18 protein-coding genes are annotated in these 23,305 nt (G+C 34.7%); 8 read left to right on the forward strand and 10 right to left on the reverse strand.

Annotated elements, in window-relative coordinates; translation table 11 throughout:
* Positions 1–173 precede the first annotated feature (173 nt).
* Complete coding sequence (locus QM629_RS15250) at positions 174–596, reverse strand: hypothetical protein (RefSeq protein ID WP_415160749.1); 423 nt, start codon at positions 594–596, stop codon at positions 174–176.
* Between the two features lie 10 nt (positions 597–606).
* Entirely contained in the window at positions 607–1,977 is a 1,371-nt protein-coding gene (locus tag QM629_RS15255) for a hypothetical protein (protein ID WP_415160750.1), read from the reverse strand.
* Between the two features lie 593 nt (positions 1,978–2,570).
* On the opposite strand from QM629_RS15255, the gene QM629_RS15260 reads away from it, so the two are divergent.
* From QM629_RS15260 to QM629_RS15295, 8 genes are all read left to right on the forward strand, one after another.
* Entirely contained in the window at positions 2,571–2,708 is a 138-nt protein-coding gene (locus tag QM629_RS15260; RefSeq protein WP_415160751.1) for a hypothetical protein, read from the forward strand.
* A 207-nt stretch (positions 2,709–2,915) separates the two neighbouring features.
* Entirely contained in the window at positions 2,916–3,116 is a 201-nt protein-coding gene (locus QM629_RS15265; protein ID WP_415160752.1) for a class I lanthipeptide, read from the forward strand.
* A 76-nt stretch (positions 3,117–3,192) separates the two neighbouring features.
* The gene (locus QM629_RS15270) at positions 3,193–4,338 is read left to right on the forward strand and encodes a hypothetical protein (RefSeq protein WP_415160753.1); all 1,146 of its coding nucleotides are present in this window, start codon (positions 3,193–3,195) and stop codon (positions 4,336–4,338) included.
* Positions 4,325–5,563 carry a lanthionine synthetase C family protein gene (locus QM629_RS15275; protein WP_415160754.1) on the forward strand — a complete coding sequence of 413 codons (1,239 nt, stop codon included), beginning with the start codon at positions 4,325–4,327 and terminating at the stop codon, positions 5,561–5,563. The genes QM629_RS15270 and QM629_RS15275 overlap by 14 nt, the downstream gene beginning before the upstream one ends.
* Before the next feature lie 31 nt (positions 5,564–5,594).
* Positions 5,595–8,696, forward strand: coding sequence for a lantibiotic dehydratase (locus tag QM629_RS15280; RefSeq protein WP_415160755.1), 3,102 nt, complete (start codon positions 5,595–5,597; stop codon positions 8,694–8,696).
* Between the two features lie 11 nt (positions 8,697–8,707).
* Entirely contained in the window at positions 8,708–10,315 is a 1,608-nt protein-coding gene (locus QM629_RS15285; RefSeq protein ID WP_415160756.1) for a vitamin K epoxide reductase family protein, read from the forward strand.
* Positions 10,316–10,346: 31 nt separating this feature from the next.
* On the forward strand, positions 10,347–12,572 hold the full coding sequence (locus QM629_RS15290) for a peptidase domain-containing ABC transporter (protein ID WP_415160757.1): 2,226 nt from the start codon (positions 10,347–10,349) through the stop codon (positions 12,570–12,572).
* Positions 12,573–12,642: 70 nt separating this feature from the next.
* Positions 12,643–13,965, forward strand: coding sequence for an HlyD family secretion protein (locus tag QM629_RS15295; RefSeq protein WP_415160758.1), 1,323 nt, complete (start codon positions 12,643–12,645; stop codon positions 13,963–13,965).
* A 99-nt stretch (positions 13,966–14,064) separates the two neighbouring features.
* Here QM629_RS15295 and dgt read toward each other — a convergent pair whose 3' ends face one another.
* From dgt to QM629_RS15335, 8 genes are all read right to left on the reverse strand, one after another.
* The gene (dgt, locus tag QM629_RS15300) at positions 14,065–15,669 is read right to left on the reverse strand and encodes a dGTP triphosphohydrolase (protein ID WP_415160759.1); all 1,605 of its coding nucleotides are present in this window, start codon (positions 15,667–15,669) and stop codon (positions 14,065–14,067) included.
* A gap of 319 nt (positions 15,670–15,988) precedes the next feature.
* A complete protein-coding gene (locus QM629_RS15305) occupies positions 15,989–16,342 on the reverse strand; it encodes a hypothetical protein (RefSeq protein WP_415160760.1) in 354 nt (117 codons plus the stop codon).
* A gap of 59 nt (positions 16,343–16,401) precedes the next feature.
* Positions 16,402–17,139 carry an IS21-like element helper ATPase IstB gene (gene istB, locus QM629_RS15310; RefSeq protein ID WP_415160761.1) on the reverse strand — a complete coding sequence of 246 codons (738 nt, stop codon included), beginning with the start codon at positions 17,137–17,139 and terminating at the stop codon, positions 16,402–16,404.
* Positions 17,140–17,174: 35 nt separating this feature from the next.
* Positions 17,175–18,716: an IS21 family transposase gene (istA, locus tag QM629_RS15315; protein WP_415160762.1), complete on the reverse strand. Its 1,542-nt coding sequence runs from the start codon at positions 18,714–18,716 to the stop codon at positions 17,175–17,177.
* 259 nt (positions 18,717–18,975) lie between these two features.
* On the reverse strand, positions 18,976–19,371 hold the full coding sequence (locus QM629_RS15320; RefSeq protein WP_415160763.1) for a hypothetical protein: 396 nt from the start codon (positions 19,369–19,371) through the stop codon (positions 18,976–18,978).
* Positions 19,372–19,643: 272 nt separating this feature from the next.
* Entirely contained in the window at positions 19,644–20,159 is a 516-nt protein-coding gene (locus tag QM629_RS15325) for a mismatch-specific DNA-glycosylase (protein ID WP_415160764.1), read from the reverse strand.
* A gap of 317 nt (positions 20,160–20,476) precedes the next feature.
* The gene (locus tag QM629_RS15330) at positions 20,477–22,135 is read right to left on the reverse strand and encodes an ATP-dependent nuclease (RefSeq protein WP_415160765.1); all 1,659 of its coding nucleotides are present in this window, start codon (positions 22,133–22,135) and stop codon (positions 20,477–20,479) included.
* 177 nt (positions 22,136–22,312) lie between these two features.
* A complete protein-coding gene (locus tag QM629_RS15335; protein ID WP_415160766.1) occupies positions 22,313–23,299 on the reverse strand; it encodes a hypothetical protein in 987 nt (328 codons plus the stop codon).
* Between the last annotated feature and the right edge of the window lie 6 nt (positions 23,300–23,305).

Raw genomic sequence — 23,305 nt, forward strand, 5'->3', positions numbered from 1 at the left:
AAATTTTCATTAACCCTTTTTCAATAAAGGCAATTCGGTTGCAGACATCTCCTTCCCTGAGCCAATAGCTATTAGCCGGTAATTCCCGTTTTCTTAAAATTTGCATCAGGTAAGATTGAACTTCAGAAGAAAGCGGATATATGGAATTTAAATATTGAAATAACTCTAACATTTTAAACGAGAGGTGGCAACTGCCTAGACTTTTTTAAATCAGCGATAAACTGGATAGAATTAGATATAATAAAATAAGTAACCAGCGCTCCAAATGCACATAATGTGATCATTGGCAGTGTTTCATGAAAAGTGCCATAGTTATAACTTGCATTAGGTTGTATAAAAAAATAAATAAGTGAACCACACATGCAACTTGCTCCAAAAATATTAAATAAATAACCCTTACTTTTTTTAATGTAATAAGCAAGCATTAAACAAAATATTCCCGATATACCAAGTATTGAATGAATAACAAAGTGCGGCAATCCCAGTAAAATATACAATAGGTAAAACCCGCCCATTTCTTCACCGCTTATTATTATTCCACAGAATAACAGAATTATTAATAAAGGGTGAGTGATAATTAATTTTAATCGTTTCATTTTACTTAATTTAATTACAGGGGCCATGACTTGCACCTACGTATCCGGCTACTCCCGGAATTAATATTTCTCCTCCCTCATATCCTCCTGTTTTGCTAAGATCAGAAAGTTCTATGTATAGCCCTTGAGGTGTATTTGAAAGCTCACCCATCATTCCGCCAGGTATATGATATTGCGGAATTTCCAGCGGCTCATATGCTGCCAGATTAAACACGGACAATGCAAAATCTGTACAATTAAAATTATCTATATCATATCTTGATTTAGACTGGTATTGAATTTCATTCAAAGCATTTTGAAAATGGGTAGCATCTATATTCACTGTAAGCGAAGCATTAAACTCATGACCCGCATTATCCACCATTTTACTTGGAACCGGCCCATTAGCTTCAATTGATTTCCATCCTGTTTCAGGGTAAAAACCTATGTTCTGCTGAATTGATGTACTGCCATTAGATTTTGTTAATTGCAAAAAAGTATGGCCGCAGGCCCCTGTACTAAAATCAAACAGTTTGTAGGGATCATTATTTACAGGTATATCGGTATAAATCGTAATCTTAAATGTTGCCCCCTGATCTGATAACTGCGAAAAGCAGTTTACATATTTTGTTACATCTATCGGTGATTGATCAGCATTTTCATAAGAAATATTAATGGTTTCATCAGGATAAACAGGGCCACTGCCCCCACCATGCGGTTGTGGGTCAGCGGAACCATATGTATAAGTGCTTCCACCACCACCACCACTGCCCATTCCTAATATGTCGTCAAAACAATACCAATAATAAGATGTAGGATTATCATAGATATATCCAACTACAACAACATCCGGCAGCGTTTGTTCACCCGCTGGCGCTTCTTCCTCCATCATGGAACTTATATTGTTGCTGGTAACGGTGTTTGCTTTTTCACGGTTTTCGTTTTGGCGATTTTTACTTTCGGTATTTTTAAGATAGACAATTTCTTTTCGATTCAGGGAACTTGCAACCATTGTAAAGTTTGCGCTTCCCTTTTGCTTGCCATCATGTTGTACGTGGACTATTCTTGCCTTAATGATATTTCCAATACTGTCGGTGCTTAATAAAACAAAATCATCTGACAGCTTCTTACGTGCAATGCTTATGCGCAGAAAATGATCTCCGGTAAGAACACTATTACTTTTATACAGGTGAAGAAAATCGATGGTTGCAAAGTCGCTTGCATTTAAACTATCTTTTAAACCGGCTTTTATTTTCGCCAGGTAATTTGCTTGCACAACAGAGGAGTCAATAGCACCTGATTTGTATTCTTGCACTATGTCTTGTTTGTAGCATGAGGAAATTAATAACGTAGTGTAGGCAATAGTGATAAAATACAGCTTTTTTAAATTCGGGTTTTTCATACCAAAAAGTTTTTATAATTGATAGTTGAATATGTCTGTTAAATGAAACGATTTGTGCACAAGTTTTTGAAAGCCATCTCATCGAAAATTGTGCACAATCTTTAAAAACTAATATGCGCATGGTGATAAAAAAGTATGTAAGCAGGACTTTATACTGAAATATGAATTGTAAGGCAACTTCTAAATACCCTTTATTATTTAAACGGCTTGGAGCTAAAATTATTCAAAGTGTAAAATATTCACTTAACTTATCAATATCTATGCAAACGGTGTAAAAAAAGTATGCAAGTGGGACTATTTATGGATTGAACAAATGCAGATTGCTAAAAGCGCTACATTCGTTTAGTCGAAAACATTATCACTATTATTCTAAGAAAATTGGATGATAGCTTATCATTTAAGAAAGATAAGGTTTTTGTTAATCAAATTTTCGACTTCAATTATAAGCTGCTCTTTAACCTTAAAAAGAATTTTGATGAGATTTAGACTTGCCATCTTATTTACAAATGAAAGATTTAGGTAATTTATTTGAATAGCGTTACCTTATTTTAAACGCCTTAACATGAAATAGCCTTAACTCAAAAATTAAAAAGATGAGTAAACCCCCTTTTAAATTATTGCTATTAAAAAAATCTACTTTAAGCCGCTTAACAGATGAGCAATTATTAAAGTTTAAAGGTGGTGGCGGGAATGCCAACGTCGAACAATTATTATCAATTGGTCATTCGTGAGTTGTAAGCATAGTTGCACCAGATTGGAACATGATTATTGTTGTATACCTCAAGTGCAGGATTAATAAATGACATACTACCTTAAAAAAATAACTTACATCTATTCCATTAATAGAGGTCCTCCTACCTTTAAAGTTTAAAGGCATAAAATGTAATTTCAAAGAAACGATTGTAATGATCAAATTTTTAAATTCAAAATATTTTACAATGAGAAATTCAAAAATTCAAAAATTGTTTTTAAAAAAGTCTACTTTAAGCAGATTGACAGATGATCAATTATTAAAGGTTAAAGGAGGTGGCGCAAATTCGCAGGAACCAATATTATCAATTGGTTCAGAATGTAGCTGTAATCATACTTGCAGCAGAAAAAAAGGTGATACTTGTTGTTGCCCACCAGTAAATACCTGATTTCTTCATTGAACACATAAAGTAAAGTGAGGCGTAAAATTAATTTTTGCCTCACTTGCTTTTTAAATCATTTAGGATGTTTAAAAGGATTGCTTTTATAATCTTATTTGCAATAATATCATTTACACGGATATATTCTCAAAGTCTTTTTGATTCAACTATATACAAATCCTTTCGTGGTTTTGATAGCATCAATTGGTCGTATCATATTGATACTTCTTATAAATTTATTTTTTCGAGCGAATGCCATGCGGTAAGCTGTAATTACGATTTGTCTTTCAGTATTATCAATTATCAGTTAAACTTTGGTCCGGTAAACTTAATAATTGAATATCCTTTTTCCTTTGGGATTATCTATAATAAATATTTGGAAACCGGAGATAGTTCAATTCTAAACACCCTTTGTTATTCAAAGGAAGAAATAGAATTCTGGAATAGAATTCATTCATTGCAGAAAAGCTTGCCTTCAAACAGAAAAGTAAAAGTATGGGGGGTAGATTTTGAGTTAGGTAACAGTGTAAACGCAAGATCCAGATCATTTCCGAGAGCTTTAAAAATATTAATAGAAAATAAAAAAGGTAATCCTCCTTTACTACTATCCAGAAGTATTGATTCAATGATCACTGATATTGATAATTTGGATAAGATACAATCTATAAAAAATATATTAAAAGATTCTCTTGAAAAAGAAGATATAATTACCTATTGGGGCAGTGATTATAATTTATATAAAACTTTGATTAGCCGGGAGGATCATTTTAAACGGAATCGGAATGATGCGATGTACGAAAATTTCCTTAGCCTTTATAATGATTCTTTGATTAATAATACACATGCAAGATTTTTCGCGCAGTTTGGCTATGGACATTCCTCATCTGATTATAAAAAATCCTTTGCATCTCTTCTGTTAAATTCAAACACTTCACCTGTACGTAACAGGGTTTTCATTTTATATAATCAATATATAAATTGTTATAGCACGCTTCCTGCTAATTCTAATCTTTTAAATCAAAATTCGGGACCAGTAGCAGACAAGAGAAACAAAAGCTTGCTAATGGAGCTGGCAAACAGCGACTCAAGCCGCATCAAAATTGTAAACGGGAAAGCTATTAATGATAAATTTCCTTCAATGAAAAAAGAGAAAATGAACCTGTTAATTCTCCTTTCAAATTTCGGCGGAATTCATTTAAATGATCATAAAAATAATAATGAGAACCGATAACAGTAACTTATTAAATGAAATTATTTCAATCATAAAAACTGAATTGACCGAAAATTTAGAGCAGATAGATCATCCATCATTATTAAGCGGAATCGGAGGCTCTATCTTATTCTTTTCATATTTATATAAGACTACGGAAGACGATTGCCTATTAAATCAAATTAATCAGGGTGTAGATATCCTTTTAGCGGGTGTCGAGAAATATGAAATTGACTATTCTTTCGAGAAGGGAATTTCGGGGATCGCTTGGTTACTGCAATTTCTTGTCAATGAAAACATTATCGACTTAGAATCCCCTGATATTTTTGAAAGCTTTGACAAAACTATAATTGACTCGATAGAAGTAGATATACAGAATAAAAGATACGACTATTTTTCAGGCTTAATAGGTAAGGGCGTTTATTATTTAGAAAGGAGTAAGTATAATAATCAACCCCATCCATATCTAACTTCAATTATTCAAGAGCTAGTTAATCTCTCTGAGCACGATTACCGCGGAACATATTGGCAAGATTTTTATTCCGTCGGAAGAAGTATTGAAGATAAAAATTTGTGCAGCTTAGGGTTAAGCCATGGCATTCCAAGTATCCTTGTTTTTCTATCAGAAGTTTTGAAACTTGATTTAGCAGAATATGAGCATGATAGCATTTCAAAGGTGCTTGAGAACGCCGTTAAATGGGTTTTGTCCTACCATCAAGAAAAAGACAGCCTCATTTTTTTTCCAAGCAGAATTGTAAACAAGGAAATGATTTACCCGTTAGATCCGCCGGAAAGATTGGCTTGGTGCCATGGCGATTTGGGAATAGCAGCCTCCTTGCTTAAGGTAAATGAATCTTTAAAAGAGACTTACGTATATGATGCCGCACTTGAACTGGCAAAATTTCAAATAAGCAGAAAGGAAGATGCCGATACCGGAATTGTCGACGCCTGTTTATGTCATGGAACTTCAGGAGTGTCGCTATTGTTCAAACAAATTTTTAATCAAACTGATATAGGCGATTTCAAAAACTGTTCGCAATATTGGTTGCAAAGAACTGTCGGGCTTGCAAATCTTTCTTTAAGATCATCCGGGTATAAAACCTGGTTTGAAGGCAACTATGGTAAAGGAGTGTGGAAAACAGATTTTGGCCTCTTAAATGGAATTAGTGGTATCGGTTTGGTGTTGATTGACAACCTTCCTCAAAGAAGCCAACTATTTAACTGGGAAAAAGTACTACTGATATAAGCAAAATTTTATAAACCTTAAAGGATAAAGTATGGAGCTGGCGTCTGATTTTTATTTGCTGAGAACAACTTTGCTTCCTGTAAATATCCTTGATTTAAATGATGAGCAATTTGATTTTCTATTTTCTAAGCTTTTAAAAACTGATTTTTTCAAAGAGGCTATTTACGTTGCTTCTACTGATTTGTATTACGAAATGGAGAAACTGAATACAAATCAATTATTAGAACAAAAGAAGATAGATAAATTAAAATGCACACTTTATAAGTATATATTTCGTATGTGCGGAAGGCCTATCCCTTTTGGCCTGTTTTCCGGAATTGCATTAGGTGAAGTAACAGGCCATGATACTTGTTTACAATATGGCAAGAAAGAACTTCATCAAAAGATTGTGCGTTTGGATATCAGTATTCTCATTTTAATTTTAAAAACATTAATGCAAACTGATGAAATTAAAAACCAAAGCAATTACTCAATTAATAATACAATTTATAAGATTGATAAAAACTATAGGTATGTTAATACAACTTTCATAAATGGCAAAGCATGTTATGAACTACAACAAGTGGAGTCTTCCGCATCGCTTGATAAAATTATAAGGAAAGCAAAGAGCAGTTGTAATATTAATGAATTAAGTCAATCATTGATAAATAAAGATATTGATATAGAATTGGCGACAGATTTCGTAAATGAATTGATAAACGAGAAAATATTAGTAAACGATATCGAACCCTGCTTAATCATTGATAGCCCTTTACATACATTTCTCAACAACATACAAAATTATAAGGGAATTGATAAACTAAAAATAAAAGCAGAACAACTTGCCAACAATCTTGGCCCAAATAAAATCGGGATTGGCAAATATTTTCAAATAACCGAAAATGTCAAACAGATTGTCAATTCCGATTTACATAAAAATACAGTACATGTTGACCTTTTAGTTGATATGAACAAAAATCAGATTAGTAAAAATGTTCTTGATGAAATTGTTGATTTAACTAAAGAATTAAAGCCCTTAAGCCATAGAAGGCAGAACATTGATCTGGCTAATTTTATAAATAATTTCCGTGACAAATTTGGAGAAAGTGAAATACCGCTAAGCTTGGCTATTGATTCCGAATATGGCATTGGTTATGGTAACCAAAACGTTGTGCGTTCTGATTTTCACAGTTTACTTAGCGGGTTAAGTTTTGATAAATCAAATGAACGTTATATTAAAGACGATTTGTTCACCCAGCTTGAAATTAAGAAGTTTAAACAGGCCATCACTTTAAATCAAAAAGTAGTTCAATTAGAGCAGGAAGATATAGGTGAATTTCTTAAAACAGAGAAAGGCTTCGAGCTTCCGGAAAGTATGTATGTAATGGGATCAATTATTGCTTCAAATATTGATGAGCTTACATCAGGTAATTATTATTTTGAATTAGCCAGCATTTCTGGCCCTTCTGCAGCAAATTTGATGGCCAGGTTTGGTTTACTAAATAAAACTCTTGGTGAAAAGCTGAAAGATATCGTTGAGAAAATTGAGAAAAACCATGAAGATATTATATATGCAGAAGTAGTGCATATACCTGAAACAAAGGTGGGGAATATAAGCGCAAGACCATCTTTTTATAGCTACGAAATACCCTACTTATCCAAAGGGCAAGGTGAAAATATTATTCAAATTTTATTGAATGATATTCTTGTTACTGTCCGGCAAGGCGAAATCATCTTGCGAAGTAAGAAGCATAATAAGAGAATAATACCCTGCCTCACTTCCGCCCATAATCACAATGTAAATAGCTTGCCGTTATATCAATTTTTATGTGATTTGCGCGTCCAAAATTTATTAGTGCCCTTTAATTGGAAATGGAATTTATTTGAAGATGAATTGTTTTTGCCACGTGTAGTTTATAAGAAATTAATTCTTCAAAAAGCACAATGGAAAATATCACTGGAAACCCATCCTGAAATTACTAAATTAAGCGGCAGTGCTTTAAGCGAGTACATTGAGGCTTTAAGAGAAAAATTAAGTATTCCAGCCAAAGTTTGCATTTCATATCGTGACATGGAACTTCCTTTAAACCTTGAATTAAGGCACTCCCAGGAATTACTAAGAAGTGAGCTAATTAAAATCAAAAAGCTGGGATTGACAGAGTTCTTAATGGACAAAAACAATTGTGTCATTAGCAATGATAATGACAGATATGTAAATGAAATAATTATTCCAATTGCCACAACTAACAATGTACAATTTCAGGAACTAAAACCGACAGCAGGAAAGAAATATGTACGAAAAAGCTTTAAGCCGGGCAGCGATTGGTTGTATTATAAATTCTATTCCGGAACTTTTACAGCCGATAAGATTTTGCTTAAAATAGTACCAAAAATAGTTAATGAATTCACCAGGCAAAACCTTATAGAAAAATGGTTTTTTATTAGATATCTTGATCCAAACCCACATCTGCGATTGCGCTTCAAGTTTAAAAATGCGAAAGATATTTGCCATGGTATCCATATCATTACCGAACAGCTTAATCAACCGGCCTTTAGGTCAGCAATCTATAAAACTCAAATTGATACCTACGAGAGAGAATTGGAAAGATACATGCATTCCTCCATTGAGCTTTCCGAATCCGTTTTTTGGAATGATAGCCTGTTCGTGATAGGAATTCTCAAAAAGATTGCGAATTATGATTTGGATGAGGATACGCGTCTGCTCGTAGCAATAAAAGGCGTGAATAATTATTTGAGTGCCATTGAACTTAACGAACATGAGAAATATGAATTAATGAATATTCTAAGCAATGGTTTTATGAATGAATTCGGAAATGATCCCTTATTGAAAAAACAGATCAATGAAAAATACCGGCAATATGCTCCAGTAATATATTCAGCTTATGCGGATAAAAACAATCAGATGCAGTTATTTAAAAAAGATATTGACAATCATTATCTCACATTGAAAAAAATAATTAATGAATCGGTATTGCGCCAAGACAAGAAGAAGTTAATCGATATAACTGAAAGTTTCATACACATGTTTTTGAATAGGCTATTTACTTCCAATCAAAGAAAATTTGAAGTAGTGGTTTATTCCTTTTTAGCGAAATTCTTTGATTCTTTATTGAAAAGGGATAAAACCTATTAACAGGTATATTTATGTCAGAGAGCTACCCATACAATATCTTATATAACTATTTGACTTCTCATAATGAGTTCGGCATAAAAGAAGAAGAAATAAAGGAGGCATTCTTGTCGTCTTCTAATGCTGATTCTTCCATTCTGCTTTCTATAAAAAGAGCTTTTGCCACACTTAAAATCCCAATCGAATTTTATAAAGTAAAATATGTTGATCTAAAGCATTTAACTTATCCATTTCTGGCATATTTGGGCTTTGCAGACCGGGTTGTCCTCGTTTTGAAAAGTTCTGATGTTCTTATTAGCTACTTAAGTGAAGACGGGATTGTAAAAGAACATGCCTCTATTTTTGAAAAGCGCTGGAGCGGTGTCGTTTCAAGATTAACAAACGAAAGGGGTTCCTCAGACGAAACTTTATCTTCTGGTTATACAAGCCCGGTTTTAAAATATAAAAAGCTGCTATTGCTATTAACTCTTTTTTTTTCCATATCCTTTTTTTACCAGCTATTATCGCCACCTGGATATAAAGGCACATTTCTCCTTTCCCTGCTAATTAGCATTGTAGGAACTGTTGTTTCCTTGATCATAACAGCGGAAACAATTAAGATAAAGGCATTTTCCAACAATTTAGTATGTAAATCAAACTCAAAAATTAGCTGTGAGAGCATACTGATTTCTAAAGCATCATTTTTTTTTAATCTTTTTTCCTGGAGCGATGTTGGTGTTACATATTTTATTGGCCTTTTTATCTATGAAACAGCGATGTCTGGTAATCCGGATATTTTAAAGCCTATATCGGTTATAAGCATACTATCAATTGGCTATGTAATTTATTCTCTGTCTTATCAATTAATAATTGCTAAGCGTTGGTGCGCATTGTGTCTGGTCATTCAATTCCTTTTGATTTTCCAATTCGTTCTGGTTTACAAATATTTTTCATTCGATGAAATTTTATCATTCAAAACCTCTATTTACATTTTAATTCCATTTTTAATCTCATCAATAGCTTGGACACTGTTTAAACCTTACTATAAAGAATTGGTTACTTATCCTGAATTGAGTCGAAACCTAATATCTTTAAAATATAGCCCGAAAGCTTTTAATTCGATAATTCGCAGTCAGCGTCAACTTGTAGAAGTGGATTGCAACAATCCAATTGTTTTCGGCAACCAGGACAGCAAAAATGTTATTCATCTTATTATTAGCCCCTTTTGCTTATACTGTGCACGCACGTTTATTTCACTAATCAGGTATTTGGATGAAAAGAAAGATGTTTTTCACTTCATAGTTGTCTTTAAATTAAAGGCAGAAGATAAAAGCTCTGCCAGGATTGCTTCAGCTTTAATTAATTATTATTTCCATTCTAAACAGGAAGATGTTATCAATATCTGGCTTGACTGGTTTACCAGCCTTCCAATGAAAAATGAAGTAAAATGGCTAAAAAAGAAAAGCTTTTCCCTTCAGAATTCGGAAAGTGTCAATGCTGTTTTGAAGTGTCATGTTGATTTTTGTGAGCAGAATGATATTAAGAACACCCCGGCAAAATATTGTAACCATTATTTATTTGCTCCGCAATATGATATTAAGGACATTATTAAGTTTATGGATTTTGATTTTTTTGAAAAATAGTTTGAAAGAATTTACTTAATCGTCGTTTGATATGAAATTTAATCGCTTTCCTTTATATCTTCAATTGGATGCTATGGATTGCGGTCCAACTTGCCTTAAAATGATTGCAAAATTTTATGGCAAGAATATTTCATTGAACAGGTTAAGGACTGATAGCCAGTTTAGCAAAGAGGGTGTTTCTTTATTGGGTATTTCAAAAGCGGCTGAGAAAATTGGCTTTCGCACGCAGGGTGTAACTTTAACCCACAAGCAATTAACTGAAGAAGTTCCTCTTCCCATTATATTACATTGGCGTCAAAATCATTTCGTAGTACTTACGCCTTTCCAACAAAAAGAGTATTTTGAAATCGCTGATCCTGCTGCTGGTTTAGTAAAAATGACCGAGAAAGAATTCAAGGCACAGTGGCTGCAGGCAGAAGAAGATGGGGAATCAATTGGTATCGCTTTAATCTTAGAACCCACACATGCATTTTATGTACAGGAAGATGAAAAAGAAGTTAAGGTGGGATGGACTGTTCTGTTGTTTTATTTGAAACAAAACAGAAGGTTTATTTCCCAATTATTTATTGGTTTATTCATTGGCAGTTTATTGCAGCTGATTTTTCCTTTCCTTACACAGAGTATTGTAGATGTAGGCATTAATACGCACGATCTTCAGTTTATATATATTATTCTTATTGCTCAATGTATGCTGTTTATCAGCCGGACTGTGGTAGATTTTATTCGCAGCCGCATATTGCTTTACGTTAGTACAAGAATTAATATTTCGCTATTGTCAGATTTCTGGAGCAAGTTAATGAGGCTGCCTCTTGCTTTTTTTGACACCAAACAAACCGGCGATATCCTGCAAAGAATCGAGGATCAGCACCGCATTGAAAATTTTCTTACGGGCACTGCGCTTTCTACCATGTTTTCTTTTATAAACATTATTGTTTTTTCTATAGTGCTTTTACTCTACAAAGTTTCGGTATTCTTCGTTTTTGCAATTGGCAGCATTTTTTATGTTCTATGGATACGCTTTTTTTTAAAACGGCGGCGTGATCTTGACTACAAAAGGTTTTTTCTGGCCAGCAGGGAAAACAGTACCACCATGCAGCTCATTTATGGCATGCAGGAGATTAAGCTAAATAATGCGGAAACTGCTTATCGTTGGGAATGGGAAAATTTACAGGCGAGGTTATTTAATCTTCTGTTTAAAAATTTATCCTTAAGCCAATGGCAACAGGCAGGTGCAGTATTCATAAATGAAGGCAAAAACATTTTTATTACTTTTTTGGTTGCAACTGCTGTGCTAAACGGGCAGCTAACACTCGGCGCAATGTTGGCGATTCAATATATTATTGGCCAGCTAAACAGCCCGGTTGAACAACTGGTTGGTTTTGTGCAGCAGGCACAGGACGCCAAAATCTCTCTGGAGCGTTTGAACGAAATATACCAGGTGGAAGATGAAGAAAAAGATGATTCTGCTTCCTTAAACCACGGCTGGAATGAAGGGTTAATAAATCCAATTACGATAAATAAAGGCATTAAAATTCAAGACTTGTCATTTAGATATACCGGCGTAGGCAATGAGCCGGTTTTGAAAAATATCAAATGCGAAATACCCGAAGGAAAAGTAACCGCTATTGTTGGTGTAAGTGGCAGCGGCAAAACAACCTTGCTAAAACTTCTGCTGAAGTTTTACGAAAATTATAAAGGGGAAATAACGGTTGGTGGAGTGAACTTAAAATATATCAGTCCTTCTTATTGGAGAAGCCAGTGCGGCAGCGTTCTTCAGGAAGGATATATATTTAATAAATCCATTGCTCAGAATATCACTATAAATGACGAGAATTTAAGACACGAAAAGCTGATACACGCTTGTAAAATGGCAAATATTTTACCTTTTGTTGAATCATTGCCTTTAGGGTTTAATACAAAGATCGGCGCTGAGGGCAATGGCATAAGCGCAGGACAGAAACAGCGTATTTTAATTGCAAGGGCAGTATATAAAAACCCGCAATATTTATTTTTTGACGAAGCCACCAATGCCCTGGATGCAAACAACGAAAAAGTTATTATAGAAAATCTGCAAAATTTTTTCAATGGTAAAACAGTTGTTGTTGCAGCGCACAGGTTAAGCACTGTAAAAAATGCGGATAATATTATCGTACTGCACGAGGGAGAAATTGCGGAACAGGGAACTCATGAAGAATTGAGCAGCAGAAAAAAACGTTATTATGAATTAGTACGAAATCAACTGGATCTCGGGAATTAAACTGATCCAGAAAACACGGCATTCTTATTAAGAAATTTTAGCAGTAGAAAACTTTATAAGCAAATAAATTATGCCCATCGAAGAAATTTCTAAAAATGGTAAACCTCGTCCCGTTGCTTTACGCCGGACAATCCAAAGCGAAGCGGTGCAGGAATTTGTATCACGTAACCCAGGGTTTTTAATATTGCATGGCACTACGTTGTTTTTAATATTATTTGTTTTTATTATTGGCGCCTGTTGGTTTATTCAATATCCGGAAGTTATTTCCGCTTCCGCCAAGCTGGAATCATTAAATGCACCCAAACCGGTAGTAAATAAAGTCGCTGGTAAATTAGTAAAGCTTTTTGTAAAAGAAGGAGATAGCGTTTCCGAGAAATCCATAATAGGTTATATGGAAAGTACGGCTATGCCTGAAAATGTTCTTCATCTTTCACAAAGCCTTGATAGCATTCATACACTAATAACAGATGCACATTTAGAACAACTGCCTTCATTTATTGCTTCATTGCATTTTGAGAATTTAGGAGAGCTGCAGCAGCCCTATCAAAATTTTATGCAGGCGTTTCTTATTTATAAAGATTACATCGGGAATGGCTTTTATGCAAGAAAAAAATCAATGCTTGAAACAGATTTAAATAATTTAAAAAAATTGCATACCAACCTCGATACGCAAAAAGCTATTCAGCACGAAGATCAAACCCTTGCCCAAAAAACCTTTGAAATGAACGAAACACTGCTTAAAGAAAAGGTGATTTCACTTAAGGAATACCGGGATGAAAGAAGCAAGCTGCTCAATAAATCATTAGCAGTGCCGGAAGCGAACTCCAGTATTATCAGTAATGAAAACGCGCAAAATGATAAAAATAAAGAAATGCTTGAGCTCGAAAATACCGCCCTGCAACAGCAAATAGTATTTATACAGGCATTGAACACGCTAAAAAGCCAAACCGAAGACTGGAAGCAAAAATATTTGCTTTTATCACCCGCTGACGGCGTGGTTTCCTTTCCTGATTTTTTGCAGGAAAAACAAGAGTTAAAAGCTAACCAAACTGTTTGCTATATTAAACCGGCAAATACTGCTTATTATGCAGAGGTTTTTATACCACAATCTAACTTTGGCAAAGTGAAAATTAACCAGCCTGTTCTCCTGAAATTTCAGGCTTATCCCTACGAGCAATATGGAAGTGTAATAGGTAAGCTTGAATTTATTTCACCTATTCCATCTGATAGTGGTTATGCAGCCAAAGTTAGGTTGCCTGAAGGGTTAAGAACGAATTACGGGAAACAAATCGAATATAGGGACGGTTTAATTTCTAATGCGCAGATCATTACTCAAAACATGCGACTGCTTCAAAGATTTTATTATGACATCGCCAGACAAATAAAACGTTGATGCATTTTTTTATTACCCATAAAAAACTAATGTATACATATTGTTTTCTTGAAGCCGCAATTTGCTTGATACAATTATATAACGTAATCGCTTACAGATTTATCTTTCGACTGAAATACCTTTAATTTTTCTATATAAACTTATCGCATAATTATCAGTCATGCCAGAAATATAATCTAATACAGATAGAACCCGTTGATACTTTTCATCATGGCTTAGTTGTTCAATTTCTTTCTCGGCAACAGGTTGAAATTCATCAGGAAGTAAGCTTCTGAGTTTTTGATCTTTAGGAGTTTCTTCATCCCCGCAAGAGAAACAAATATTGCTAATGATTGCAAATGAATTTATTAAATGTTCCATAACTTCAAATCCGCTCGCCTCACTTTCTAACACTGGCGGATAATTATATATGAATTTTCTAACTAAACTTTGCATCTGGTCTAAGCTTTCCTTTATTTCACTGTTCATTATACAGTCTAGTAAAGCTTTGTCGAACTTACCAGTCATTATGTTTTCATACTCAGTTCGGAATATAGCAAAGCATTCGTGAATCAGAACATTAATTACTTTACTTCTTAAATATGAAATTTCTTGTTTAAAGTCAGCTAAAGATGCGAGTTTTTCTTTATCAAATGAGGTATCAAGCTGTGCGATACTTATTAGAATTTCTTTCGGCGATTTGTTTAATGAAACTTCTTTTACTAAGTTATCCTTTTTGCGAACTTTAATTTTTTGATATTTCTTTTCAAAATCAATTAATCCTAGTCTACATCCATCCTCGAAATCTATCATTCCATATGCGATGTCATCAGATGCTTCCATCAAGAAAGCTAACGGATGTCTATAGTATGCAATATCATTTTCATCAATGCCATCAACTTTTATTAAACCTAATTCGTTAGCTACAAATTTAAACACATCCGCCTGTTCTTGGAAGAAGCCATACTTTGTTTGGCTTTTGGGCTTTTTTGCCTTGTCTGTAACTTCAAAGGGATCAAGTAAGAGGAAACTTTCTCGCGGATATTTTGTAAATACTCCTAATAATGCTAATGTAGGGTTAATGCCTTTATCACAATTTTTAGTAAGAATTCTGAAGCCATTGGCATTACCTTCAAACTGTGACAAGTCTTTCCACTTTTTCATGTATGCAGCTTCATCATCTGTCGGCTGTGATTCAATTGATATAAACTTATTTTGATTGGCGTCATATTTTTCTTTACAAACTTTTCCATTTTTAAATTTAAAATTCGGTTTGAAATTACTGTCTCGTTGAAGGAAATAATGTGATATTGAATCTTCTCCGGAATGACCAAAGGGTGGATTTCCTATATCATGTGCTAAACAAGCTGCTGCTACCAGGGCTCCAATATCTGACTTGTTAATATTTAATTGTTTTATAATGTCTTCACCTAATTCTTCGAAAATTAAGTCAGCTGCCATTTTTCCAAACGATCTTCCAACTGAAGCTACTTCTAAGCTATGAGTTAGCCTGGTATGAACAAAATCATATTTAGGAAATGGTATAACCTGGGTCTTGTCTTGAAGTCTTCTAAAAGGGTAGGAAAATGTCAGTTGATCATGATCCTTTTCAAAAGGGCTACGTGGATCAGTATATTGAGATGGCAAAAATTTCGTTTCACATTTTGTATAATCAGCTACACGTTTAGTTGATAGCAACAGCTTCCAAGTCATTCTTTTTTTCATGAAGAAAAGGTTTTCTAAAGATGGTGCACACAGTTCACTGCATTGCTACTGTATAATTGATGCCGAAGATAACTACTAAAAGTCAATGGCGTTTTATCTGATGTTGCTTTGATAGTTGTTTAGTCTTTGAATAAATTGAACAGCAGCAGTAATCCTGTTCAGCAACAGAATATATAATCGTTCAAACCCAAAGTGTACCTATATATTTTATGTAGTAACTTTATAATTATATCACCCATTATTCGGTTACGTTTATAACCGCTTTACATAGGATACTTTTATTGGCTGCTGCTTTTTTAATTGTTAACTGTTTATATTTTTAAGACTGGCTTGGCGTTAGATTTAATGTTACAGTCCACATTTTGCCTTGATAAAGTCCAACAACATCGTGTCCGGTTATTTCAAATTCTTCTCCAAAATTAAGAGGAGTAATATGCAATCCAAACGCCTTAGACTTTCTATTCATGAATTCTATTTTATCAAGTTTATTTAAAACGTAATTGTTGAGCCATAAATCAGGCAGTCCACTTTTTGCTGCCCTTTTTAATTGAGTATCTTGATTTGTCGTTACTCCATTTTCTTCTTTCGTAATGATGAACAAGCTATCTAATTTTAAAATTGTAATATGTAAATTCTCGTCATGTTGACCCAGGGTTCTTGCATGTTGACCCACCCTATTTGCTTGCAGTAAGAGTAAGAGCTTAATTGAGGGGATAAAAATACAGATGTGTATTAAGAGTTGTTTGATTTTTTTCCTCTTCTTGATTCTCCTTTCAGTTCAATTCGGTTGGCATTAGCTGTCAACCTGTCCATAATGGCATCGGCGAGTGTTGGGTCATTTATGTATTCATACCATTTTGCAACCGGTAGCTGGGAAGTTATGATGATGCTCTTTTTACCATAGCGGTCTTCAAGCAGTTGCAAAATGGTAAGTCTTATTTCCTGTGTTAATGGTTGCAGGCCAAAGTCATCGAGGATGATAAGGGTTTGCCTTTCCAGATGGTTGAGGAGTTTGATATAAGAGCCATCCAGTTTGGAGAGTGTTACCTTTTCAATCAGGCGGTTTGTATTCAGGTAAGTGGTTTTATATCCTTGCAAACAAGCCTGGTGGCCCAGTGCACATGCGAGGAAAGTTTTGCCACAGCCTGTAGCGCCGGTAATCAATATATTTTCACCATTACTAATGTAAAGGCTTTCGGCCAGTGTAGCCAGTTGCTGTTTGGAGAGGTTGCGCGAAGCGCCACATTCAATTTGCTCTATGGCAGCCGGCAGCCGTAGTTTGGCCAGTTTCAGGTAATAGGCTGTTTTCTCGTTGTAACAGTTAAGCTGCTCAGATTGTATGAGATGAGCAACCAGTTCATGGCCTTCCAGTTGGTGGTTTAGAGGTAAGTCCAGTTGCGATTTATAAGCCTGGTGCATGCCGTTTAAACGTAAGCTGTGCATCTGTTCCAATGTTTGTGTTGTGTTCATAATTGATTTGTTGTTTTTAATTATAGATGAAGTTTTTATTTATAGTTTTCTTTTCCGCGTATGTTGTCATGGTTAGGTATAAAAGGTTCGGCAAGAGGTAATTGAGTTTGTTTATCCAGCCCCCGTTCGAGTATGTGTTTAATCATGGTATAATTAACCCTTGGCCCCTGTAACGCCCTCATACAGGCGGCATTTAGCCGCGCAGCGGTATATTTTTTATACAACATCAGCATACCAAAACAGGATTTATAATTCTGCTCTACGTAAATACTGTTTTCGAGTATTAATGAAGCCGCTTGCGCAACATGAGGGCCTAAGCGTGCTGCCTGCGCAAGAAGGTCATCCCGGTTAAATCCTTTTATCTGCTGCATTTTCTGATGGTGGGGCGGCATGTGTTCGCCCAGTGTAGTGTAGGCTTTATTATGCCCCTGGCGGCTGTGTGTAGCAATACGGTTGCCATCCAGGTAAACCTCTACTGTGCCGGCATCATACATCACTTTTACTTTTTTACCTACATACGCGTAAGGAACGCTGTAATAATGAAGGCTTTCACTGAGCTGTACATGATAGTTACGCTGTACCGTAAGACACACTACCTTTTTTATGGTGAAGGGCGCTGGTGGAAGAGGTTTTAGAACACCAGACTCTTTGTCTTCAAAAAACCATCGGCGGCTATACGGTGTGTTTTTATAGGGTTTGTTATTGAGTAAAGCCAGTTGCTGGTGCAGGGCTGTATTAAGCGCTTTAAGGCTGGTAAAGGTTTGCTGGCGTAGCGGCGCATATACATGCGTATATACAATATTTACTGCCCGCTCCACCATGGCTTTATCGCGGGGGCTGTAAGGCCTGGTGGCAGTGAAAGTGGTACTGTAATGTTCAGAGAGTTGTTCGCAGATATCGGTAAACTGTGGCTCGTAGCGGTCGGCACGGGTAACGGCTGTTTTAAGATTGTCACAAACGATAGTGGCTGATACACCGCCATAAAACTTCAGCATACTGTTGATGCAATCAGCAAAATCGGCTGTCTGTTGTGAGGGTACTGCCTTACAAAATATAAGGCCGCTATAAGGCAGGATGGCCACAAACACTTCGCAGGCAACCAGTTCCCCGGTATCGGTATCCGTATAGTATTGTTTTTTGCCGGCAAAGTCAATCATCATCATATCGCCGCACTGGTACTCCAGGTGCATGGACAGGTCGCGGTTTTTAAAGTACCGGCTAAGGTGATAGCAATAACGGCTATAGCTATATCCATCAGGATGCCGGGCCAGGTATTCCTGCCATAGCAACTGCCTGGTAACACCGGTTTTTGATAGTTCGCTGCCGGCTGTATTAAAATGGGCTGTTATTTGGCGCAGCCGTTCAGCCTCCAGTTCTATCAGGTCATTATCATAGGCCTTATCCAAAAGTTCCTTGTCTGAAAGGGTATGTTTTACATTATTAAACCGCGCAAGATATTTACGCACACTATTGCGGCTGATGCCTACACGGCGGGTGATCTCGCGGATAGATATTCCATCGCTGTGGAGTTGAAGAATCTGCTTTAATTGTTCCATTGCTATCGGTTTTTGTGCCATGCTCCTTTAATTTTTAAAAGGCGCAAATGACATTTAAAAAACCTTACTCTTAGCAAGTCAGGGGTGGGTCAACATGCAGGAATGACAGTAGCCCAAAAACTGATCTGGTGGTGGGTCAACATGCAGGAATATCCGGTGAATGATAACCTATAGGATGGGTCAACATTCAAGAATAATCCCCCGCATCAAATAACAGGCTCATTAAAACAAGTGGGGCATCATGCAGGAATGATGGGTCAACATAAACAGGAATGGTGGGTCAACATGGGCAGGAATCTACAGTAAAATCCAAAGTTCCAAGAAATTGGTTTATTAAAAACCCTATTGTGTCTGGTTTTGTAATTGTGTTCTCATCGTAATAACGATATTTATAAGCCTTACCCAAAATTTCTAAAAAAACTGGGTCAAGAACATCAAACATCATGTGATAAGGTGTTTGGCTGTAAAGTGATTTAAATTGCCCCAAACTATCTAAGTGAAATTTTTTTAGTCTTTTTCCATTCATTGCTAAGCCAGCCTTTAAATATTTCTCTACTGCTGAACTTGCTAAAACAGTTCCTTGTAAAATATAATTGTTATTCAACAAAAACCTACTTGCAATATAATCCCTATAACCGAGAGAGATAAGACCTCTGGTGTATTCAATGTCAGTCATTCTTCAATAATTTCTGGTCAATAAAGCACTTGGATTTTTAGAGTTATAATAAGGTTGCTACCAACTCAAAAATATTCGAAAGTTAACTAGTTAAACAATTTTTTTTAATGCCTGATTCCAATATTCTTGTTTAAGAAACACGCAACCAATCATTCAAATCCAAAGTGTATCAATATATTTTTATGCAGTAACTTTATAAACATATCACCAATTATTCGGTCTCGCTTACAACCGCTTTACATAGGATACTTTTGTTGTGCGTTCGCCCTTCTTTAACTTTTGCTGTTAGCAGATTCCTGAATCAGTTTTTTCAATTCAAACCAATATTTTTCATCCCAAAACCTTCTTGCATTACCAGAAGTAGATGGTAATACAAAAATCTTTGATGCTCCAATTGTCTGGATTTGTAATCCGTAATTAATAAGACTTGTAACACCTCTAAACCCTAATGCAAATGATGCCGCAGCTTTACTGGTAAAACCAATAAACTTGGGTTTATAGTGCTCCATTTTTTTAATAAAAACATCTACTTTATAACTATCACTGTTAATATCCTTATCATTTCCATATTCAGTATGTACCAAATCTGTCAAGCCTATTCTATATTCATTCATTGAATAGCAATTTGTAGGCAAAAGTCTTTTGGGTGTCAACGCTGTACTATGTAAAATGCCATAAAATTTGTTTCCAGATCCGGCGTAGTAATATCCTTTCAATGCAGAAGCTTTGCCTTTTGCTGTCCCGCAAAAAACTACTTCTAAATTTTCTGTCAATACATCTTTAAGCATAGTTGAATAATTCTTGTATTTTCTAATGTTCGAATTTTAATATTAGTAAGATGCCCAATAGGCAGACGCCCAACTCAAAAATATATGAAAGTTTACAGGCTAAACAATTTCTTAAAATGCCCGATTTCCATATTCCTATTTAAGAAAACATGCAACGCACATTCGTTTTTTATTGTTAACTCACGTTAAGTTAGATTATTATAATTCAGCATAAAGTTTGTTTAAACTGGATAGCAAATTCAAATTAAGGATTTGGTAACACTGCGACGCAGTCATGGAGACTACGCCGAGCAGGAGACGCCATTGGCGTATTATTTTTATGAATTTAAAGCAATTATTGTGTCTTTCAAGTTTCTAAAATTATCCCAGCCAATATCATCATCCAATTCTTCTTCATTCGATAAAATCATTGCGACAGAACGTGCTAAAATTGGTTTTGAACTACCAAGTTTTTCTCTTTCCTTTTCTTCATAAGCCTCATAATTTGAAAAAGAATTTCTCATAGTTTCTTCAAAATTTTTTCCAAAAACACAAAAGTTTTGGTTTAAGTTCCAATCTTTTTCTGTCAGAAGTTTTTCAATATTTTTTTCATTTATTCCTATTGCTTTTAATGCATCCTTTCTTTTTAATCCTTTTGAATCATCACTATTATCATTATCAAAACAAATAAAAGTTGGGATTTTTAGATTTGAAAAGAGTCGCCACCATTTTGCTAAATTTCCTTTTCCTCCAACAGATATTATTGCTATGCCATCTTTAAGTGTATCAAACCCAATAGCATCCAAATATATTGGGAGAGATAATTCCTCTGTTTCACCTTCAACTAAAATTATTTTTTTAGCAAATAAACCATTTAATATATGAGGTTTACTATGCAGAGCATAAAATTGAAGTATATTCTTTTTTTCAGCTTTTGCAGCTCCAGTTTTGATACAATGTGTTGCTAATTTTTCAGCATTCGTGTTTGTTACAATTGTTTGCTCTTTTTTACAAACTATATAAATGCTATTCAAATACTCAAGATTGATAAAGTAAGGACTGTGGGTAGTAATTACCAATTGTAAACCATCTTCAGCCATTTTAAACATTTGGCGGGCTAACCATTTTTGCGCTAAAGGATGAAGATGTGCTTCGGGTTCATCTAAAACAAATATTAATCCTTGACCTAAAAAAGATTTTGCATAGGCATGAGCAAAGCATAATGCTAAGATTTGTTGCTGTCCTGTTCCGAGTTCCTCAAATGATCTAACATTCCCTCCTTCTGTGGGGTGAACGCGCATGGTTTTAAAATAATTGCTTGGATCATACGCTGAAAAATCAAAATTTAAGGCATGGCTCATATTTGTTATCATCTGCCCTGCAATTGTTGACATGTTATCATTAAAGTTTTTGAATTCTTCAACTTTTAAAAATGTTCCTTTAATTGTATCGAATAATTCTTTAAGTGTCTTTACCTTTTCTTCATCTGAGGATAACCTTTCATGAAATGATTTAGTAACCTTTGATAGCAATGTAAACTTTGATGAATAACTTAATTGGTACGATAAATTTTGTTCTGCATTGACGACAACACATAACAATTCTTCTCTAAGGTTGTTACTTACAAAATGGTTTGTATTTCCATCCTCGCTTTGAATCGCATAAAAATCGGCTCCTTTGTTCTTCTCACATGTAAAACCAAAACCGCTGCACGTAAATTCTCCGTTACGGCCTAGCCTATTTTTAAATCCAATAACTTCAGCATCAATAACAATTTTATTCTTGGGATTTCTAAGAAAATGGTCATAGTCTTCCAGGTTTTTATATTTAGGATGAAACTCGCCAAACATTAATTCGATTGATCTGATAATATTTGTTTTGCCACAGTTGTTTTCACCAATAAGTATTATTGGCTTGTTTTTAAAAAATTTTATTACAACAGGTTCTTCACCTATTGAACGGAAGTTTTCTATCGATATACTTTTAAGCTTAGGCATTTGTCAAGATGGCTTACAACGTGAGTTTGCGAAAACCCTTCCTTGTATTATCAAATATAATGGATGATGTAAATAGGTTAATACTTGTGACATTGTTTTAAAAAAACATGTAATTCATATAAAGTTACACTTGCAACAAAACTGGCTTTCATAGCGTAAAATCTGTTAATAGTAGTTTCATATGTTACGATAAAATTCCTTATAAAAATGTTTATCATTCACCATAGAAAAAAGCTCGTCAACATAATTTTTATCTCTTTTTCTTAACGGGTCTTTTGTTCCGTGGTATCCAATTTTTTTGTCAAACTGTTCAGCTTCAATACTCTCTAAAATTACTCTTACTTCCTCACAAAGCAGTTCGTACTCATAACTAATTTCCAATAGCTCTTTTGTCTTTATATCGGTGATTATGTAACGATGAACCACTTTATTGCGGCAATCATACAATAAATATAATTTTTTGTGTTGTACTTCTGATATAATAGCCATGTCTTTAGCTTTATCATAAATTCTCTTTTCCATTAACGGCTTATCTTTTTCTCTTTGAAATAAATATTCCAGCTTAAACAACAAACTATTTTCGACTATTTGAAATTTAAAAACTATGCATAATCTTAAATAAGCATCAATTTGATTAGCACTTAACACAATAAGTTCAACCAAAGACAAACTTTTCATCGCTCTATTTTTTAAGTCAAAAGAAGCAGCCAGTGATACATTAAATTTTTCAAACCTATCAAAGCTGATAGCGAATTCTCTGCGGTCTGGACTTAAACACATTAAAGTAGATAAACAATTTTCAACTTTCGTCAATTGCTCTTCAATGACTTTCGCGTCAACCTCTGTTGCTAGATATATGTATTTTGCCATAAAGAAATAATCCCCCGCAGTTGTTGCCCAAAGCAAAATTTTAAACTCTGTATCTGGAAGCTCCGTTGGAATGAAGTTTAGATTAGTAATATTATAATCGTGCTTCGGTAATTCAGAATTTAATGGTTTTTCATTTTTGTGATAACAACTAATTTGAAAACATCCTTTTACGTCTTCAAATACCTCGAAGCTAAAAGGAGACTTATTTTCGTAGCCAGCCACTTCATTTTTATAATGCCAGTCTAATGGAATCTTAATCTCAAATATTCCTTCTGGATGTGTGAAGTATTTCATTTCATA

The organism is Parafilimonas sp. (assembly GCF_047606085.1).
GTDB lineage: Bacteria > Bacteroidota > Bacteroidia > Chitinophagales > Chitinophagaceae > Parafilimonas.

Coding starts and splice junctions, on each gene's coding strand:
- istB (WP_415160761.1), bottom strand. CDS start 17,139: ATGAACACAACACAAACATTGGAACAGATGCACAGCTTACGTTTAAAC.
- QM629_RS15280 (WP_415160755.1), top strand. CDS start 5,595: ATGGAGCTGGCGTCTGATTTTTATTTGCTGAGAACAACTTTGCTTCCT.
- QM629_RS15265 (WP_415160752.1), top strand. CDS start 2,916: ATGAGAAATTCAAAAATTCAAAAATTGTTTTTAAAAAAGTCTACTTTA.
- dgt (WP_415160759.1), bottom strand. CDS start 15,669: ATGAAAAAAAGAATGACTTGGAAGCTGTTGCTATCAACTAAACGTGTA.
- QM629_RS15285 (WP_415160756.1), top strand. CDS start 8,708: ATGTCAGAGAGCTACCCATACAATATCTTATATAACTATTTGACTTCT.
- QM629_RS15335 (WP_415160766.1), bottom strand. CDS start 23,299: ATGAAATACTTCACACATCCAGAAGGAATATTTGAGATTAAGATTCCA.
- QM629_RS15290 (WP_415160757.1), top strand. CDS start 10,347: ATGAAATTTAATCGCTTTCCTTTATATCTTCAATTGGATGCTATGGAT.
- istA (WP_415160762.1), bottom strand. CDS start 18,716: ATGGCACAAAAACCGATAGCAATGGAACAATTAAAGCAGATTCTTCAA.
- QM629_RS15320 (WP_415160763.1), bottom strand. CDS start 19,371: ATGACTGACATTGAATACACCAGAGGTCTTATCTCTCTCGGTTATAGG.
- QM629_RS15260 (WP_415160751.1), top strand. CDS start 2,571: ATGAGTAAACCCCCTTTTAAATTATTGCTATTAAAAAAATCTACTTTA.
- QM629_RS15295 (WP_415160758.1), top strand. CDS start 12,643: ATGCCCATCGAAGAAATTTCTAAAAATGGTAAACCTCGTCCCGTTGCT.
- QM629_RS15330 (WP_415160765.1), bottom strand. CDS start 22,135: ATGCCTAAGCTTAAAAGTATATCGATAGAAAACTTCCGTTCAATAGGT.
- QM629_RS15255 (WP_415160750.1), bottom strand. CDS start 1,977: ATGAAAAACCCGAATTTAAAAAAGCTGTATTTTATCACTATTGCCTAC.
- QM629_RS15270 (WP_415160753.1), top strand. CDS start 3,193: ATGTTTAAAAGGATTGCTTTTATAATCTTATTTGCAATAATATCATTT.
- QM629_RS15275 (WP_415160754.1), top strand. CDS start 4,325: ATGAGAACCGATAACAGTAACTTATTAAATGAAATTATTTCAATCATA.
- QM629_RS15325 (WP_415160764.1), bottom strand. CDS start 20,159: ATGCTTAAAGATGTATTGACAGAAAATTTAGAAGTAGTTTTTTGCGGG.
- QM629_RS15250 (WP_415160749.1), bottom strand. CDS start 596: ATGAAACGATTAAAATTAATTATCACTCACCCTTTATTAATAATTCTG.